Origin of the sequence: Hymenobacter psychrotolerans DSM 18569 (assembly GCF_900142395.1) — a bacterium.
In the GTDB taxonomy this organism is placed as follows: domain Bacteria; phylum Bacteroidota; class Bacteroidia; order Cytophagales; family Hymenobacteraceae; genus Hymenobacter; species Hymenobacter psychrotolerans.
The window spans coordinates 240,455-256,446 of sequence record NZ_FRAS01000003.1 but is presented as its reverse complement, the minus strand read 5'-3'; the positions used below and the strand labels follow the sequence as shown (position 1 = coordinate 256,446).

Genomic DNA, 15,992 nt, shown 5'->3' with positions numbered 1-15,992 from the left:
TGCCGGAAGGCAGCGTCTTGTATGCCGATGCCGCCTACACCGACTACGCGCTGGAAGAGGCCTGGTTCGAAGCCGAGCAGGTGGCGCTAACGGTAGACCGTCGCAAGAACAGCAAACGAGCCCATGAGCCGTGGCAAAACTTTCTGATTCAGCACTTTCGCAAAGGCATCGAAACGACCATCCGCCAGATTACCGAGCAGTTCCCCAAGTCTATTCATGCCGTGACAGCGCAGGGATTCGCCCTCAAACTGCTGCTGTTCATCTTCACCCACACCCTCGCTCAACTAGGCGCATAGACCGCAACTTGGGTTATGTAGAGCTGGATTGGATGCAAAGCCCAGTCCTGACGGCGGGCCAGCCCCACGAATACCTGCTGACACCTGGCAAAAACGATAAAACGCTGACTTTTTCCTGTCGCTTTTCGCCTCGGCCGCGCGGCAACATGCCCACCTTCGCCGAAACGCAGAAAAACAGCCGCCAGCAGTGGGAAGCCTTCTGGAAAAGCGGCGGTGCTGTAGACTTCGGGGGCACCCCGGACCCGCGGGCCAAGGAGCTGGAGCGCCGCGTGGTGCTGTCGCAGTACCTGACCAAGCTGCAGGGCGCCGGCTCGCAGCCGCCCCAGGAAACCGGCCTCGTGCTGAACAGCTGGTACGGCCGGCCCCACCTCGAAATGCACTGGTGGCACTCGGCGCACTTTGCGCTGTGGGGCCGCACGCCGCTGCTGGAAAAGAGCCTCACCTGGTACGCCCGCCCCGATGTACGCGCCGAGGCCCGCAAGATTGCCCAGCGCCAGGGCTACGACGGCGTGCGCTGGCAGAAGATGACCGACCCCTGGGGACAGGAAGGGCCGTCGTCGGTGGGAGCGTTCCTGATCTGGCAGCAGCCCCACTTCATCTATTTCGCCGAGCAGGCCTACCGCGCCCACCCCGACGCGGCCACGCTCCAGCTTTACCAGGACCGCGTCGCGGCCACCGCCGACTTCATGGCTTCCTTCCCGTTCTATGAGAAAGACAAGGGCCGCTACATCCTGGGGCCGGGCGTGATTCCGGCGCAGGAGCGGTTCAAGGCCGAGCAGACCTTCAACCCCACCTTCGAGCTGGTGTACTGGCACTGGGCCCTGAGCACGGCCCAGCAGTGGCGCGTGCGCCAAGGCCAGCCCCGCAGCCCCAAGTACGACGACGTGCTGGCCAAGCTCTCCAAGCTGCCCCAGGAGGGCGGCGTGTACCTGGCCACCGAGTCGGCCCCCGATTCCTACACCAACCCCGAGTTCAAAACCGACCACCCTTCGGTGCTGGGCGCGCTGGGCATCATGCCTGCCACCGGCCAGCAGGACGCGGCCACCATGCGCCGCACCTTCGACCTGGTGTGGAAAGACTGGAGCTGGGACAAAACCTGGGGCTGGGACTTCCCTATGACGTCCATGACGGCCAACCGCACGGGTTTGCCCGACAAGGCCGTGGACGCCCTGCTGATGCCCGTGCGCACCAACACCTACCTGCCCAGCGGCCATAACTACCAGGAAGGCCGCCTGCCCATCTACCTGCCCGGCAACGGGGGGCTGCTGGCGGCCGTGGCCCTCATGTGCGCCGGCTACGATGGCGCCCCCACCGCCAACCCCGGCATCCCGAAGGGCTGGACGGTGAAGTGGGAGGGCCTGAGCAAGATGCCGTAAGCTGCCTTTCGCCACGCTAAAGCTGTTTTGAGCGCCAGCCATTTCAGCCGTGGTTTCAGCCCGGCTGAAGTGTGAGGCGGTTCTGAAGATAGTCGCCGCGTGGTCGGCACCGCTCATTTCTACATTCTTCCTTTCTCTATGAACTACCTGCTTGCCCTAGCCTTGCTGGCGCTACCTGCGCTGGCTTCTGCTCAATCCTTCGCGCCTACTTTGCCGCCGGTCAAGACCACCAGCTTCCCCCAGGACACCGTCCGCATCACCCAGTTCGGGGCCGTGCCCGATGGCCTCACGGCCAACACCAAGGCCTTCACCGACGCTATGGAGGCCTGCAGCCGCAAGGGTGGGGGCGTGGTGCTGGTGCCGCGCTGCCACTGGCGCACCGGCCCGCTCACGCTGCGCTCCAACGTCAACCTGCACCTGGCGGCGGGTGCCTTCGTGCAGTTCAGCGACAACCGCGCCGACTACCAGCTCATCAAAACCAACTGGGAAGGCCTCGACGCGGTGCGCAACCAGCCCCTGCTCTACGGCAAAAACCTGGAGATGGTGCAGAAGGGCCGCACGCCCGAAGGCGAGTGGAAGAAGCTGGTGGCCTCGGGCGGCTTCCTCAACGAAAAGCAGGACCGCTGGTATCCGTCTGAGCAGAGCCTGAAGGGCACCACCGTGAAGGAAGCCGGCGTGCTGACACCGGAGAAGTCGGAAATCAAGGACTTCGAAGACCTGAAAGACTACGTGCGGCCCGATTTCCTGGTGCTCGACGGCTGCCAGCGGCTGCTGATTGAGGGCGTGACGTTCCAGAACTCGCCGGCCTGGACGGTGCACCCCATGCGCAGCCAGGACGTGACCGTGCGCGACATAACGGTGCGCAGCGGCCCCTACACCCCAACACCGACGCCCTGGACCTCGAATCCATCAACCGGGCCCTGGTGGAAGGCTGCACCTTCGACGTAGGCGACGACGCCATCTGCATCAAGAGCGGGCGCAACGAGCAGGGGCGGGCTCGGGCCATGCCTACCGAGAACGTGCTCATCCGCAACTGCACCGTGTACCGGGCCCACGGCGGCTTCGTCATCGGGTCGGAAATGTCGGGCGGGGCGCGCAACATCTACGCCCACAACCTCACCTTCATCGGCACCGACATCGGTATCCGGTTCAAGACCACGCGCGGCCGGGGCGGCATCGTGGAGAACATTTTTATTGAGAACGTGGACATGAAGAGCATTCCCGGCGAGGCCATCCTCTTCGATATGTACTACATGATCAAGGACCCCACGCCGCAGGTGGCGGGCTCCAAAGAGCGGCCCGTGTCGCCGGCCAAGCCCGTGGACGAGGGCACGCCGCAGTTCCGCAAGATTGCCATCCGCAACGTGACCTGCAACGGCGCCCGCACGGGCATCCTGGTGCGCGGCCTGCCCGAAATGTCCATCAAGGACATCAGCATCGAAAACGCCGTGCTGCAAGCCGACAAGGGCCTGGTGTGCATCGAAGCCGACGGCATCAAGCTGAAGAACGTGACGCTGCTGCCCACCAGCACCGACCCGGTGATGGAGGTGCACAACAGCCGCAACTGGTGCCGGAGCCCACCGGCCTGCTGACCCTGAACGGCACCGTGTGCGTGGGCGGCCTGGGCGGCACGCCCTACCGCGACGGCAGCTACGAGTACTACCTTTCCGAGCCCCTGCAGCCCAATGACTTCAAGGGTGTGGGCCCGTTCATTATGGCTGGTCTGGAGCTGGACCTGGTCAAGTAAGTTTCCGCCGGGCCGCCCGGCACCAGGCCGCTGCCGGCTCTGCTGCGGATTCGTTTCGTGCTGCGCTAGGCGCTTTCCCTCCCTTGTTTTGCCATGACCCCATCTGTACTATCCGTCTGGGCGGCCGCGGCCGGCCTGCTGCTGCTCACCACCGGCGCTACCCGGTCGGGGCCGCCCCGGCCCCTGGCTTTTCCTACGGCCGAAGGCTTCGGCCGCTATGCCACCGGGGCCCGGGGCGGCGCCGTGTACCACGTCACGACGCTGGCCGATGCCGGGCCCGGCTCCCTGCGCGACGCCGTCAGCCAGCCGGGCCGCACGGTGGTGTTTGACGTAGGCGGGCTGGTCCGGCTGCAGAGCCCGCTACTGGTGTCGGCCAACCTGTACCTGGCCGGCCAGACGGCCCCCGGCGACGGTATCACCGTCTATGGCGACGCCGTGTCGTTTACCAACGCCAGCAATACGGTGGTTCGCTTCCTGCGCTTCCGGATGGGGCACTCCGGCAGCCCTGGCAAAGACGCCGTACCCATTGCCAGCGGCCACGACCTCATTTTCGACCATGTGTCGGTGTCGTGGGGGCGGGATGAGAACTTCTCCGTCACGGAAGCGGCCACCAACGTGACGCTGCAAAACTCTCTTGTGGCACAGGGGCTGCACCCGCACTCAGCCGGCGGCCTCATCCAGCCGCTCTAGGGCGGGGTCAGCATTCTGCGCACGCTCTACATCGACACCCACACGCGCAACGTGAAGGCCAAGGGCGTAAACCAGTTCGTCAATAACGTGGTCTACAACTGGGAGGCCGGGGCCTATATCCTGGGTGGCTCGGAGCGCGCTTCGGCGGCCAACATCAGCGGCAACTACTTTATTAGCGGGCCAGGCAACGCGAAGCCGGCTTTCACGCGCGGCAACCAGAACTTCAGCCTCTTCGCGGAGGATAATTTCCAGGACAGCACCCGCAACGGCCGCCTCGACGGCACCCTGATTCCGACGGCAAACTATGGTCCCGTGCGCTGGCAGTCCCGTCCCTATGCCTATCCTGGCGTAACGCCGCGCACGGCGGCGCAGGCCTACGCCTACGTGGTGGCGCACGCCGGGGCGTCCCTGCGCCGCGACGCCGTAGACCGGCGCCTGCTACAGGAACTGACGTCGCTGGGCAAGCTCGGCCAGATCATCCAGACCGAAAACGACACGCCCATGCACGGCCCCGGCCCCCTGGCCAGCGGCCCCGCCCCACCCGACACCGACCAGGACGGCATGCCGGACGCCTGGGAGCAGCGCCACGGCCTGAACCCCCGCCACCCCGCAGACCGCCACCAGGACCGCAACCACGACGGCTACTCCAATCTGGAGGAATACCTGCAGGAGCCAACACAGGAAGCGGCTCCCGCGCGCCTATCTAAATAAGACAAAACCTAGCCGGCCTCCCCGTAACCAAAACAAAGGCCCTTCCAATTGCTTGGAAGGGCCTTTGCTTGTAGGGTTGCGCTGGCCTACTTGGCTTTAGCAGCCGGCTTGCGGGTAGTGGTGCCGGTGGCTTTCTTGGCGGCTGGCTTTTTAGCGGCTGGCTTCTTGGCCGCGGCTTTTTTGGCGGGCTTGTCGGCGGCGTCTTCCTTCTCGGCGGCCGGGGCCTTCTTGGCGAAGCGGCCGCCTTTGGCCGGCTTGTCGGGCGTGGCTTCGGCCAGCTCCAGGCAGCGTTCCAGCGTGAGGTCGGCGGGCTCTTCGCCCTTCGGAATCTTCACGTTCTTCTTGCCCACCACGATGTAGGGCCCGAACCGCCCGTTGAGCACTTGCACGTCGTCGCGGCCTTCGAAGGTCTTGATGAGGCGCTCGGCGTCGGTTTTGCGCTTGTTCTCAATCAGGGCCACGGCCTCGTCGGCGGTGATGGTGTGCGGGTCCTGCTCCTTGGTGAGCGAGTAGAACTTGCTGTCGTGGCGGATGTATGGCCCGAACCGGCCCAGGGCTGCCGTCATCGACTTGTCTTCGAACTCGCCTACCACGCGCGGCAGCTTGAACAGCTCCAGCGCTTCCTCCAGCGTGATGTTCTCGATGAACTGGCCTTTGCGCAGGCTGGCGTATACGGCCTTTTCGTCTTCGGGCGCGCCTTCTTTGGGCTCAATCTGCACGTAGGGGCCAAAGCGGCCGAGACGGGCCGTCAGCTTCTGCCCGGTTTCCGGGTGCAGCCCGATTTCGCGGTTGCTGCCCAGCGTGTTGCGCTCAATGTCTTTGCCGCGCTCCACCGTCTCGTGAAAGGTGCCGTAGAAGCCGGCCAGCATGTCGGTCCAGATTTCCTCGCCGTCCGCAATCCGGTCGAATTCGCCTTCCACCTTAGCCGTAAACTGATAGTCGACGATGACGGGGAAATGCTCCACCAGAAAGTCGTTGACCACCATAGCCGTATCGGTCGGGAACAGCTTGGCTTTGTCGGCGCCGTAGGTTTCAGTTTTTACCTCGGTTTTCACGGCGTCACCGTCCAGCGTCAGCACATGAAACTTGCGCTCCTTGCCTTCGCGGGAGTCCTTCTCCACGTAGCCCCGCTTCTGAATGGTGCTGATAGTAGGAGCGTAGGTAGACGGCCGGCCGATGCCCATTTCCTCCAGCTTTTTCACCAGCGAGGCCTCCGTGTAGCGGGCGGCCGGGGCGGCGTAGCGCTCTACGGTGCGCAACAGCTGCAGCGGTAGCTGCTGGCCCACCGTAAGCGGCGGCAGCCCCCGCGAAAACGACGACTCCTGGTTGGCGTCGTCCTGCTCGTCCTCATCCTTCGACTCGCTGTAGGCTTTCAGGAACCCCTCAAAGGTGATAACCTCGCCGGTAGCCGTGAGCATGGTGCCGGGCTGCGTGCTGATGCCGATGGTAGCCACCGTGCGCTCAATCTGGGCGTCAGCCATCTGCGAGGCCATGGCCCGCTTGCGGATCAGGTCGTAGAGGCGCTGCTCCTGCGAGTCGGAGCCGGCTTTCACCAGCGCGAAGTCGGTGGGGCGGATGGCTTCGTGGGCCTCCTGCGCCGAAGCGGATTTGGTTTTGTAGACGCGGGTCTGGGCGTACTCCGGTCCGTATGCGCGGCTGATTTCCTCCTGCGCCGCCGCCAGGGCGTCCTGCGAGAGGTTCACCGAGTCGGTACGCATGTAGGAGATTTTACCAGCTTCGTAGAGCTTCTGGGCCACGCTCATGGTCTGCGCTACCGAGAAGCCCAGCTTGCGCGAGGCTTCCTGCTGCAGCGTAGAAGTAGTGAAGGGCGGCGCGGGGCTGCGCTTGCCCGGCTTCTTCTCCAGGTTCTCGATGCGGTAGTCGGCGCCCACGCAGCGGGCCAGGAAAGCCTCAGCCTCTTCGCGGGTCTTGTAGCGCGTCGGCAGGTCGGCCTCCAGCACGGCACCTTTGCCGGCATCGAAGCGCGCCGTCACACGGTACGCCGACGACACCTTGAACTGGTTGATTTCCCGCTCGCGCTCCACCACCAGGCGCACTGCCACGCTCTGCACGCGGCCGGCGGAAAGGCCGGTTTTCACCTTCTTCCACAGCACCGGGCTCAGCTCGAAGCCTACCAGCCGGTCGAGCACGCGGCGGGCCTGCTGGGCATTCACCAGGTTGAGGTCTATTTCGCGCGGGTTGTCAATGGCATTCAGAATGGCACTCTTCGTGATTTCGCGGAACACGATGCGGCGCGTCTTGTCGCCGCCGCTCAGGTTCAGCGTCTCGGCCAGGTGCCAGGAAATAGCTTCGCCCTCCCGGTCATCGTCACTCGCGAGCCATACGGTTTCGGCTTCCTTGGCCAGTTTCTTGAGCTGGCTGATGATTTCGCGTTTGTCGGCCGATACAACATACGTGGGCTTAAAGCCATTGGCAATATCGATGGCATTGTTATCCTTCGGCAGGTCACGGACGTGCCCGAAGGACGACTTAACGACGAAATCCTTCCCCAGATAGCCTTCTATGGTTTTGGCTTTCGCGGGCGATTCGACGATGACTAGATTTTTGACCATGGGTGGAATGTAGAGTCAGGAAAGGGGGCTGCGAACAGGCGCTTTCAGTAGAAAACGCGGCAGCGGGCAAGAAGTTGAATTTTGCCGCAAAGATGCTGCAATAATCCGTTATCCGATGCAGTAGCGGCAAGGATAGGGGCTGGCCGGTGGCCTCGGCCGTGAGCAGGCAACAGCTAAAGCGCCGCAACTGGTTCATGGCAAGTCAATTCTGCTTTACTATTGCTTCCCGAATAATCATTGGCGGCAGATTGAGGCTATTCGCTACCTTTGCCTAGTTGGGCACAGGCTGATTTGCGCCTTGCGCGCCACCTTTGCTCCCCTCGAACGCCCGTCCCGCTATTCCTTGCTTTTATGGCATCAGGTAAGACTTCCTCAACCACTCGTCGCTCAGCCGTCACCACTCCGGCTGATACCAGCTCAGCCGGCACTTCCCCCGAGATGGCCGGGAATGCCCGGGGCCGATCCTCGAACGTAGGCGATACCCGGGGCGACACAACCCGCCGCAGCGGCAGTGCCAAAGGCTCCAACGCCCGGGACAGCGGCGCGCTGGAAAACTCCGACTATATAAATGAGCAGCTCAACCGGGTGCTCTACGCCCTCGACGCCTTTAAGAAAGGCGACGTATCGGTGCGCCTGACCAAGCAGAACAACGACATCTTCGCCGAAATAGCCGAAGCCTACAATTCCATGGTGGAAATGATTGGCGGGGTAGGCGGCGAGGTGTCGCGCATCTCGAAAGTGGCCGGGGTGGAAGGCAACCTGAAAGCCCGCGCCTCCGCCGACAATGCCGCCGGTTTCTGGCGCGACATGATCAATAACATCAACGGGCTGGTAGACAGCATTGCCGTGCCGGTGTTGGAGGTAGGCAAAGTGCTCAAGAACATCAGCAAAGGCAATCTGGACGAAACCTTCCAGATTCCGGTGTCGGGCGACTTCAAGGTGATGGCCGAAACCATCAACAAAACGATTGACAACCTCAACCTGTTTGCCGGCGAAGTGACCCGCGTGGCGCAGGAAGTAGGTACTGAAGGCAAGCTTGGCGGCCAGGCCAGCGTTCCGAACGTAGGCGGCATCTGGAAAGACCTGACGGACAACGTAAACTACATGGCCTCGAACCTGACTTCGCAGGTGCGGGACATTGCCAACGTGGCTACGGCGGTTGCTAAGGGCGACCTGACCCAGAAAATCACCGTGGACGTGAAGGGCGAGCTGCTGCAGTTGAAGCAGAACCTGAACCAGATGGTGGACTCGCTCAACCTGTTTGCCGGCGAAGTAACCCGTGTGGCGCAGGAAGTGGGCACCGAAGGTAAACTGGGTGGCCAGGCGCTGGTGCCCAACGTATCGGGCATCTGGAAGGACCTGACCGACAACGTAAATAACATGGCCTCGAACCTGACACTTCAGGTACGGGACATTGCTAACGTAGCTACGGCGGTTGCCAAGGGCGACTTGTCGCAGAAGATTACGGTGGACGTGAAAGGGGAGCTGCTGCAGTTGAAGCAGAACCTGAACCAGATGGTGGACTCGCTCAACCTGTTTGCCGGCGAAGTAACCCGCGTGGCGCAGGAAGTAGGTACCGAAGGCCGCTTGGGCGGGCAGGCCAGCGTGCCGAACGTGGCCGGTGTGTGGAAGGAGCTCACCGACAACGTAAATAACATGGCCTCGAACCTGACGCTTCAGGTGCGGGACATTGCCAACGTAGCCACGGCCGTAGCTAAAGGCGACTTGTCGCAGAAAATCACCGTCGATGTGAAAGGGGAGCTGCTGCAATTGAAGCAGAACCTGAACCAGATGGTGGACTCGCTCAACCTGTTTGCCGGCGAAGTAACCCGCGTGGCATTGGAAGTGGGTACCGAGGGTAAGCTCGGCGGCCAGGCGGATGTACCGAACGTGGCCGGTGTGTGGAAGGAGCTCACCGACAACGTAAATAACATGGCCTCGAACCTGACGCTTCAGGTACGCGACATTGCCAACGTGGCCACGGCCGTAGCGCGCGGCGACTTGTCGCAGAAGATGACCGTAGATGTGAAAGGAGAAATCCTGGAGCTGAAGAACATCCTCAACCAGATGGTGGACTCGCTCAACATCTTCGGCGACGAAGTAACCCGCGTAGCCCGCGAAGTAGGCACCGAAGGCAAACTCGGCGGCCAGGCCAGCGTGCCGCGCGTGTCGGGTACCTGGAAGGACCTGACCGACAACGTAAACTACATGGCCTCGAACCTGACCTCTCAGGTGCGCGACATTGCCAACGTAGCCAGCGCCGTAGCCAAAGGCGACCTAACCCAGAAGATGACGGTAGATGTGAAAGGCGAGATTCTCGACCTCAAAAACATCCTCAATCAGATGGTGGACTCGCTCAACATCTTCGCCGGGGAAGTAACCCGCGTAGCCCGCGAAGTAGGTACCGAAGGTATCCTGGGTGGCCAGGCCTCGGTGCCAAACGTGAGCGGCACCTGGAAAGACCTGACCGACAACGTAAACACGATGGCGTCCAACCTGACTTCTCAGGTGCGCGACATTGCCAACGTGGCTACTGCCGTAGCCAAGGGCGACCTGAGCCAGAAGGTGACGGTAAACGTGCGCGGAGAGCTGTTGCAGCTGAAAGAAAACCTGAACCAGATGGTGGACTCGCTCAACACCTTCGGCGACGAAGTAACCCGCGTGGCCCGCGAAGTAGGCACCGAAGGCAAGCTCGGCGGTCAGGCCGACGTACCGAACGTGCGCGGCACCTGGAAAGACCTGACTGACAACGTAAACTTCATGGCTGCCTCGCTCACCAGCCAGGTGCGGGACATTGCCAACGTAACCACCGCCGTAGCCCGCGGCGACCTGAGCCAGAAGGTATCGGTAGATGTAAAAGGCGAGCTGCTCGACCTGAAGGACAACATCAACCGGATGGTGGACTCACTCAACATCTTCGCCGGCGAAGTAACCCGCGTGGCGCAGGAAGTGGGCACCGAAGGTAAGCTCGGCGGCCAGGCCGAAGTGCCCAACGTAACCGGCGTATGGAAGGACCTGACTGACAACGTAAATACGCTGGCGGCCAACCTCACCACGCAGGTACGCGGTATTGTGAAGGTAGTAACCGGCGTATCGCAGGGCGACCTGACGCAGAAGCTGACCCTGGACGCCAAAGGCGAAGTGGCCGAGCTGGCTGACACCATCAACCGCATGGTGGACGACCTGAACCGCTTGGCGCAGGAAGTGAGCCGCGTGGCCAAAGTAGCCGGTGTGGAAGGCAAGCTGACCGAACGCGCCACCGTAGGCGGCGTGAGCGGCTCGTGGAAGGAAATCGTGGATACGCTCAACGACCTGCTCGAATCCATTGCCTCGCCGGTACTGGAAGTGAGCCGCGTGGTGCGGGCTATTTCCGAAGGTGACCTCACGCAACAGGTGGAAATCCAGACGGCCGGCGACATCAAGTCGATGGCTGACGCGCTTAACCTCGCCGTAGATACCCTGAACGACCTGCTGGCGGAAATCAACGATTCGTCGCAGGTAGTGGGCACGTCGTCGGAAGAAATGGCGGCGAAAGGGCAGGAGATGAGCCGGGTAACCGTTGACGTGGCCCTGGCCATGCAGCAGATGGCCGAAGGTGCTCAGAACCAGGCTCTCAAGACCGACCAGGCCTTCAAGCTGATTGAAGAAATCATGCAGGCCACCAAGGAAACCGCCGGCAAAGCCGATATCGGTATCAAGGCGGCTATCCTGGGTGAGCAGACTTCGCAGCTTGGTCTGAAGACCGTGGCGGAAGTGGTAAAGAACATGGAGGAAATTTCGGCGGCAGCGGCCCAGACGGCCAAAACCATCGAAGTGCTGTCGGTCCGCTCACAGGACATCAGCAAGTCGCTGGGCGTGATTACCGACATTGCCTCGCAGACCAACCTGCTGGCTCTGAACGCCGCCATCGAAGCCGCCCGCGCCGGGGAAGCTGGTCGTGGTTTCGCGGTAGTAGCCGAAGAAATCCGGAAACTGGCCGAAGGCTCCCGCCGCTCGGCTTCGGAAATCGGGACGCTGGTAGACGACGTAAAGAAAGATACCACGTCGGCCGCCACCGCAATCAGCACCATGGAGGGCCGGGTACTGAAAGGCAAGAACGCCACCTTCGAGGCCAGCTCGGCCTTTAAGAACATTGCCACCAGCTCCGGCGAAACGCTCCGCACCTCCCGCGACATTCTGACGGCCACCGAGGTCCAGAAAACGTCCATCGGCGACGTGGTGAAATACGTGGAAGAAGTAGTAGCCATTGCCGAGCAGACGGCTTCCGGCACGCAGCAGGTGGCCGGCACGGCCAAGCAGCTCTCCACTTCCATGCACGAGCTGACTGTTTCGAGCCAGCGCCTCACCGACATTGCCGACGACCTGCAGCTGGGCCTCTCCAACTTCCAGCTGATTGAATATGTGGAGCCTGAGCCCGAGCCGCTGCCGTTGCGCCGCTCTGTGCGCAGCCAGCCGGCTACGGCGCCTGCAACAGCACCAGTCCGGGCCCCGCGGCGTGCTACGCCCCCTGCCGAAACCACTGCTGAAAGTGATACGGCCGCAAGCACCAGCCGCACTACTGCCCCTTCGGGCAGCGGCCAAAAGGCTGCTTCCGGCCGCAAAGTCGCCCGTTCTGCGGCTGCGGCAGCACCCGAAGCCCCGAGCACTACGTCGGTGCGGGAGCGTCGGCCGGCGTCGGCGGCCAGCAATGGCAAAGCTGGCACACCAGCCGACACAGCGGCGGACAAACCGGCCAAGAAAGTCCGTGCCAAAGCCAAAACCAGCAAATAACTCCAGCAGCACACCTTCGAGCCGGGGCAGGTTTTCACTTCTAGCCTGCCTCGCCCCAAATTTATTTCCGCCGAATGGCTGACGCAGAACCGACCGTTGACAAAAAAAACAAGCCGGATACCATCATTCAGTTGATCGTATTTCGGCTGGGCGAGGAGGAGTACGGCCTGCGCATTGAGCAGGTAAAAGAGGTAACCGTGACGCCCGAAATTGCGCGCATGCCCAAAACGCCGCCCTTTGTGAAAGGTATTGCCAACCTGCGCGGCGACATAATTGCCATCATCGACCTGGAAGAGCGTTTTCGGCTCCGGCCCGCCAATGAGGAACTACCGGCGCTGTCGTATACGCTGGCCATTGAGGCAAAAGACTACACCATCGGAATTGTGGTGCGCGAGGTGCCCCAGCCGTTGTCGGTGCCGGTTTCCATTATCGAAAAAGCCCCGGAATTCATCCAGGACATCAACATCAACGACAAATACATTGAGGGAATTGCCAAAATAGATGGCCGCATCATCATCGTACTGGACATGCTGAAGCTGCTTACTCCTACGGAGATAATGCAGCTCCAGCCCCGCTAACATCTTTGCCCGCTACCACGCGTACAAGGCTCAGCTTTCAGTTCAGTATCCCTTCTTTTTCATTTCCCCTCGATTTTTGAACCGCTTACTATGAAAAACCGCATCCTCATCGTGGACGACTCCTTCTACATGCGCACGATGCTCAAGAATATGCTCACCGATGCCGGCTACGAAGTAGTGGGTGAAGCTGCCAACGGCCAGCAGGCCCTCGAAATGGCTGCTTCGGCTAAGCCTGACCTCATCACGCTCGACGTAATCCTGCCCGACAACACGGGCCTGGACGTGCTGAAGGGTATTCGCCAGAACGACCCGGAGGTGAAAGTAGTGATGTGCAGTGCCGTAGGGCAGGAAGTAATTGTGAATGAAGCCCTCGAAAGTGGGGCCTCGGCTTATATCGTGAAGCCTTTTTCGGAAGAGAAGGTCCTGGAAATCGTGAGCAGCGCCCTGCAGACCGCAGAGTAGCCGCTTTCTCAGCGTACCAACTCAGCGCAACGGCTTGGTTATCACCTTACCGGCTGTTGCCCGCCCGCTTCTTTTCCCTTTCTCGTGCCTGATCGTTCCCTTTCTTTCACTATTCTGCTTGGTAACCTGTCCACGGCTTTGCGGCTGGGCCTGATGCGCCTGCTCCAAAGCCAGCCGGATCTGCATGTGGTATGCGCCGGGGCGGGTTCGTCGGAGCTGTTGTCATTGGCCCGGCAGCTGCGTCCGGGGCTGGTGATAGTGGGGGAAGGGCAGCTGCGGGACGTTGAGCAGCTCAGCCGCTATAACACAGTGCCGGCGTTGCTTTACTGCGAAGGGCATCCGCTGCCCGGCATGCTGCGCGAAGCCTCCCGCTGGGGCGTATTCGACACCATCCGGCCCAATTTGACAACCACAGAATGGGGCGCGGAAGTGCTACGGAAAGTCCGGCGGGTGCTGCCGCAGGTGAAAGCCCGGCCTACGGTTTTCCGTGCGCCGGTAGCTACCATTCCCGGTCTTTCCACGGGGCTCGTTATACTAGGCGGTTCTACGGGCGGCACTGCCGCCGTGGAGCAGTTGGTGCGCGGCCTGCCTGCTACGCTTGCCTATTCGGTGCTTGTAGCTGTGCACTTGCCGGCGGCCTTCCTCAACTCCTTTATAGAGCGTTTGCGCCGGGCTACCACGCTGCCGGTAGTAGCCGGGTGGCCGGGCACTGTTCTTGAGCCTGGCTGCATTGTGGTGGCCCCCGGCGGGCGCAATCTGCTGGTGAAGCCGGCCGCCAATAGCCCCTGGCAGGCCTGGCAGACGGAATTCACACCTGAGTCCGGCGCCTCCGGCGACGAGCCTTCGGTTGATTTGCTGATGCGCTCAGCCGCCCTGACTGTAGGTCGCAATGTAGTGGGCGTAGTCCTCAGTGGGTTGGGGCGCGACGGTACGCTGGGAGCGGAAGCCATCCGGCAGCATGGTGGTACTGTGTTGGTGCAGGATGAAGCTTCTTCGGCGGTGTTTTCTATGCCTAGTTCCGTGATTCAGCATGGCTGGGCCAACGCCGTACTGCCGCTGGAACAGCTGCCGGCGGCCATCACCAAGCAGGCTGCCTTCTTCGACAGACTCTCACCGGAGAAACGGTTGAGCCGTTCCTTTTCAGCCCGTGCCCTGCAGCTATGAAATCACGCGAGCAGGAATACCGGGAAATCTACATGGCCGAGGCGCTGGAAGCCTACGACGCCATGAGCCGCCACATCAGCGAGCTGGAACGCAATCCGCAAGACCAAGATGCGCTGAATGAGCTTTTCCGGCTCATGCACAACCTCAAGTCCAACTCCCGGGCTATGGGCTTCAACTCCATTGGAGAGGTGGCCCACCACATGGAAACCATTTTCGGGCTGATCCGCAGCAAGGAAAAGGAATTCAGCGGCAGCCTGGCTACGGTGCTCTTCACCGGCGTAGACACGATTGGGGCCATGATTCGGGCCGTCGGCGACGACCAGGACCTGCCCGAAAGCACTGCGTTGCTCGACAACCTGGACCGGCTGGTACGAGGCGAAGAGCCGGTGCTGGATGGTGAAACCGCCGACGAGGACGCCAACCGCAAGCTGGAACTATCGGATCTGGTCTATATCCAGATCAAGAAGCTCGACCACCTGCTCAATCTGGTAGGCGAGCTGATAATTGACCGGGACCGGATTCTGACGCTAAGTCAGGAAATCGGCAACTCTGCCCTGCAAAGCGCAGCGGCCCACCTGTTCCGCATCACCGACGAGCTGCAGTATTCCGTGATGGATGCCCGGTTGGTGAACGTGGGAACCCTGCTGAACAAGTTTCCGCGGGTAGTGCGCGACGTGGCCAGTGCCGAGCAGAAACAGGTGGAACTGACCCTGAGCGGCCAGGATATCCAGATTGACCGCAACATTCTGCAGATCATCACCGATGCCCTGCTGCATCTGGTGCGCAATGCCGTAAGCCACGGGTTCGAAACGCCGGCCGAACGGGAAAAAGCCGGCAAACCCGTCCAGGGCCAGCTGGTGCTTTCGGCCCAGACGGAGCGCGACGACGTGCTGATTCAGGTGACAGATGATGGCCGGGGTATCGACGTGGAAAGTGTGCGCCGTAAGGCCGTGGAGCGGGGGCTGGTAAGCAAAGAAGCCGCCCGCCTGCTCGACGACAGCGCCGTTCGGGCTTTCCTGTTTGAGCCCGGCTTTTCCATGGCCAAGGAAGTGACCGAAATATCGGGCCGGGGCGTGGGCCTCGACGTGGTAAAACTGGCCATCGACTCGTTGGGCGGCCAGCTGCGCGTCGAGTCGGTGCTAGGCGAAGGCACCACGTTTACGCTCGTGCTGCCCACCTCCATTGCCGTGAAAGGCGCGCTGCTCTTCGAGCTCGACGAGCGTAGCTACGCCATTCCGCTCATGCACACCGACTCGGTTGTGTCGTTGTGGCCCGACGACCTGCACGTAGTGGGTGGGCTGCTGATGGCCGAGGTGCAGGGCGAGAATGTGCCGGTGGTGAGCCTGCGCCGCCTGCTGCACAACGGCGACGGCCCGCTGCCGCCCGCCACCCGCGCAGAAGTGGTAGGGCGCCAGGACATCATCATCGTCAACTACAACAACCGCAAACTGGGCCTGATAGTCGACCGGTTTCTGCGCCAGCAGAACATCGTCATCAAGCCCATGAGCAAGCCGCTTGACATCATCGAACTTTTCGGTGGCGTCACGTTGCTTGGCAGCGGCCAGGTGTGTCTGGTTCTGGACGTGCCTGCTTTAACTCGACTGTTTCTAGCCCGTCGGCTCTGA

12 protein-coding genes and 1 pseudogene are annotated in these 15,992 nt (G+C 61.8%); 12 read left to right on the top strand and 1 reads right to left on the bottom strand.

Annotation, left to right across the window (positions count from 1 at the left end):
* The 7 genes and pseudogenes from BUE15_RS21895 to BUE15_RS22165 form a co-directional block, all read left to right on the top strand.
* Positions 1-296, top strand: a pseudogene (locus tag BUE15_RS21895) (IS982 family transposase); the annotation flags it as partial.
* 32 nt (positions 297-328) lie between these two features.
* A complete protein-coding gene (locus BUE15_RS05555) occupies positions 329-1,672 on the top strand; it encodes a hypothetical protein (protein WP_073281926.1) in 1,344 nt (447 codons plus the stop codon).
* A gap of 138 nt (positions 1,673-1,810) precedes the next feature.
* The gene (locus BUE15_RS22290) at positions 1,811-2,620 is read left to right on the top strand and encodes a glycoside hydrolase family 28 protein (RefSeq protein ID WP_073281924.1); all 810 of its coding nucleotides are present in this window, start codon (positions 1,811-1,813) and stop codon (positions 2,618-2,620) included.
* A complete protein-coding gene (locus BUE15_RS22285; RefSeq protein WP_073281922.1) occupies positions 2,596-3,264 on the top strand; it encodes a glycoside hydrolase family 28 protein in 669 nt (222 codons plus the stop codon). Before BUE15_RS22290 ends, BUE15_RS22285 begins: the two co-directional genes overlap by 25 nt.
* Entirely contained in the window at positions 3,240-3,419 is a 180-nt protein-coding gene (locus tag BUE15_RS05540; protein ID WP_073281920.1) for a hypothetical protein, read from the top strand. Before BUE15_RS22285 ends, BUE15_RS05540 begins: the two co-directional genes overlap by 25 nt.
* Positions 3,420-3,512: 93 nt before the next feature.
* Positions 3,513-4,109 (top strand): hypothetical protein, encoded by a 597-nt coding sequence (locus BUE15_RS22170; RefSeq protein ID WP_211617585.1) that lies wholly within the window; start codon positions 3,513-3,515, stop codon positions 4,107-4,109.
* Positions 4,110-4,160: 51 nt separating this feature from the next.
* Positions 4,161-4,820, top strand: a complete 660-nt coding sequence (locus tag BUE15_RS22165) for a hypothetical protein (RefSeq protein WP_211617582.1) — start codon at positions 4,161-4,163, stop codon at positions 4,818-4,820.
* Between the two features lie 86 nt (positions 4,821-4,906).
* On the opposite strand, the gene topA is transcribed toward BUE15_RS22165, so the two are convergent.
* Complete coding sequence (gene topA, locus BUE15_RS05530; protein WP_073281918.1) at positions 4,907-7,393, bottom strand: type I DNA topoisomerase; 2,487 nt, start codon at positions 7,391-7,393, stop codon at positions 4,907-4,909.
* A gap of 351 nt (positions 7,394-7,744) precedes the next feature.
* Here topA and BUE15_RS05525 point away from each other — a divergent pair, with 351 nt between their 5' ends.
* From BUE15_RS05525 to BUE15_RS05505, 5 genes are all read left to right on the top strand, one after another.
* On the top strand, positions 7,745-12,163 hold the full coding sequence (locus BUE15_RS05525; RefSeq protein WP_244535886.1) for a HAMP domain-containing protein: 4,419 nt from the start codon (positions 7,745-7,747) through the stop codon (positions 12,161-12,163).
* 74 nt (positions 12,164-12,237) lie between these two features.
* A complete protein-coding gene (locus BUE15_RS05520; RefSeq protein ID WP_073281916.1) occupies positions 12,238-12,741 on the top strand; it encodes a chemotaxis protein CheW in 504 nt (167 codons plus the stop codon).
* A gap of 90 nt (positions 12,742-12,831) precedes the next feature.
* Positions 12,832-13,203, top strand: coding sequence for a response regulator (locus BUE15_RS05515; RefSeq protein WP_073281914.1), 372 nt, complete (start codon positions 12,832-12,834; stop codon positions 13,201-13,203).
* 84 nt (positions 13,204-13,287) lie between these two features.
* The gene (locus BUE15_RS05510) at positions 13,288-14,367 is read left to right on the top strand and encodes a chemotaxis protein CheB (protein ID WP_139252141.1); all 1,080 of its coding nucleotides are present in this window, start codon (positions 13,288-13,290) and stop codon (positions 14,365-14,367) included.
* The gene (locus BUE15_RS05505) at positions 14,364-15,992 is read left to right on the top strand and encodes a chemotaxis protein CheA (protein WP_073281910.1); all 1,629 of its coding nucleotides are present in this window, start codon (positions 14,364-14,366) and stop codon (positions 15,990-15,992) included. The genes BUE15_RS05510 and BUE15_RS05505 overlap by 4 nt, the downstream gene beginning before the upstream one ends.

Bases quoted from the DNA above. Each gene is read 5' to 3' on its own strand.
- BUE15_RS05555 (WP_073281926.1), top strand. From the start codon at position 329: ATGCAAAGCCCAGTCCTGACGGCGGGCCAGCCCCACGAATACCTGCTG.
- BUE15_RS22290 (WP_073281924.1), top strand. From the start codon at position 1,811: ATGAACTACCTGCTTGCCCTAGCCTTGCTGGCGCTACCTGCGCTGGCT.
- BUE15_RS22170 (WP_211617585.1), top strand. From the start codon at position 3,513: ATGACCCCATCTGTACTATCCGTCTGGGCGGCCGCGGCCGGCCTGCTG.
- topA (WP_073281918.1), bottom strand. From the start codon at position 7,393: ATGGTCAAAAATCTAGTCATCGTCGAATCGCCCGCGAAAGCCAAAACC.
- BUE15_RS05525 (WP_244535886.1), top strand. From the start codon at position 7,745: ATGGCATCAGGTAAGACTTCCTCAACCACTCGTCGCTCAGCCGTCACC.
- BUE15_RS05520 (WP_073281916.1), top strand. From the start codon at position 12,238: ATGGCTGACGCAGAACCGACCGTTGACAAAAAAAACAAGCCGGATACC.
- BUE15_RS05515 (WP_073281914.1), top strand. From the start codon at position 12,832: ATGAAAAACCGCATCCTCATCGTGGACGACTCCTTCTACATGCGCACG.
- BUE15_RS05505 (WP_073281910.1), top strand. From the start codon at position 14,364: ATGAAATCACGCGAGCAGGAATACCGGGAAATCTACATGGCCGAGGCG.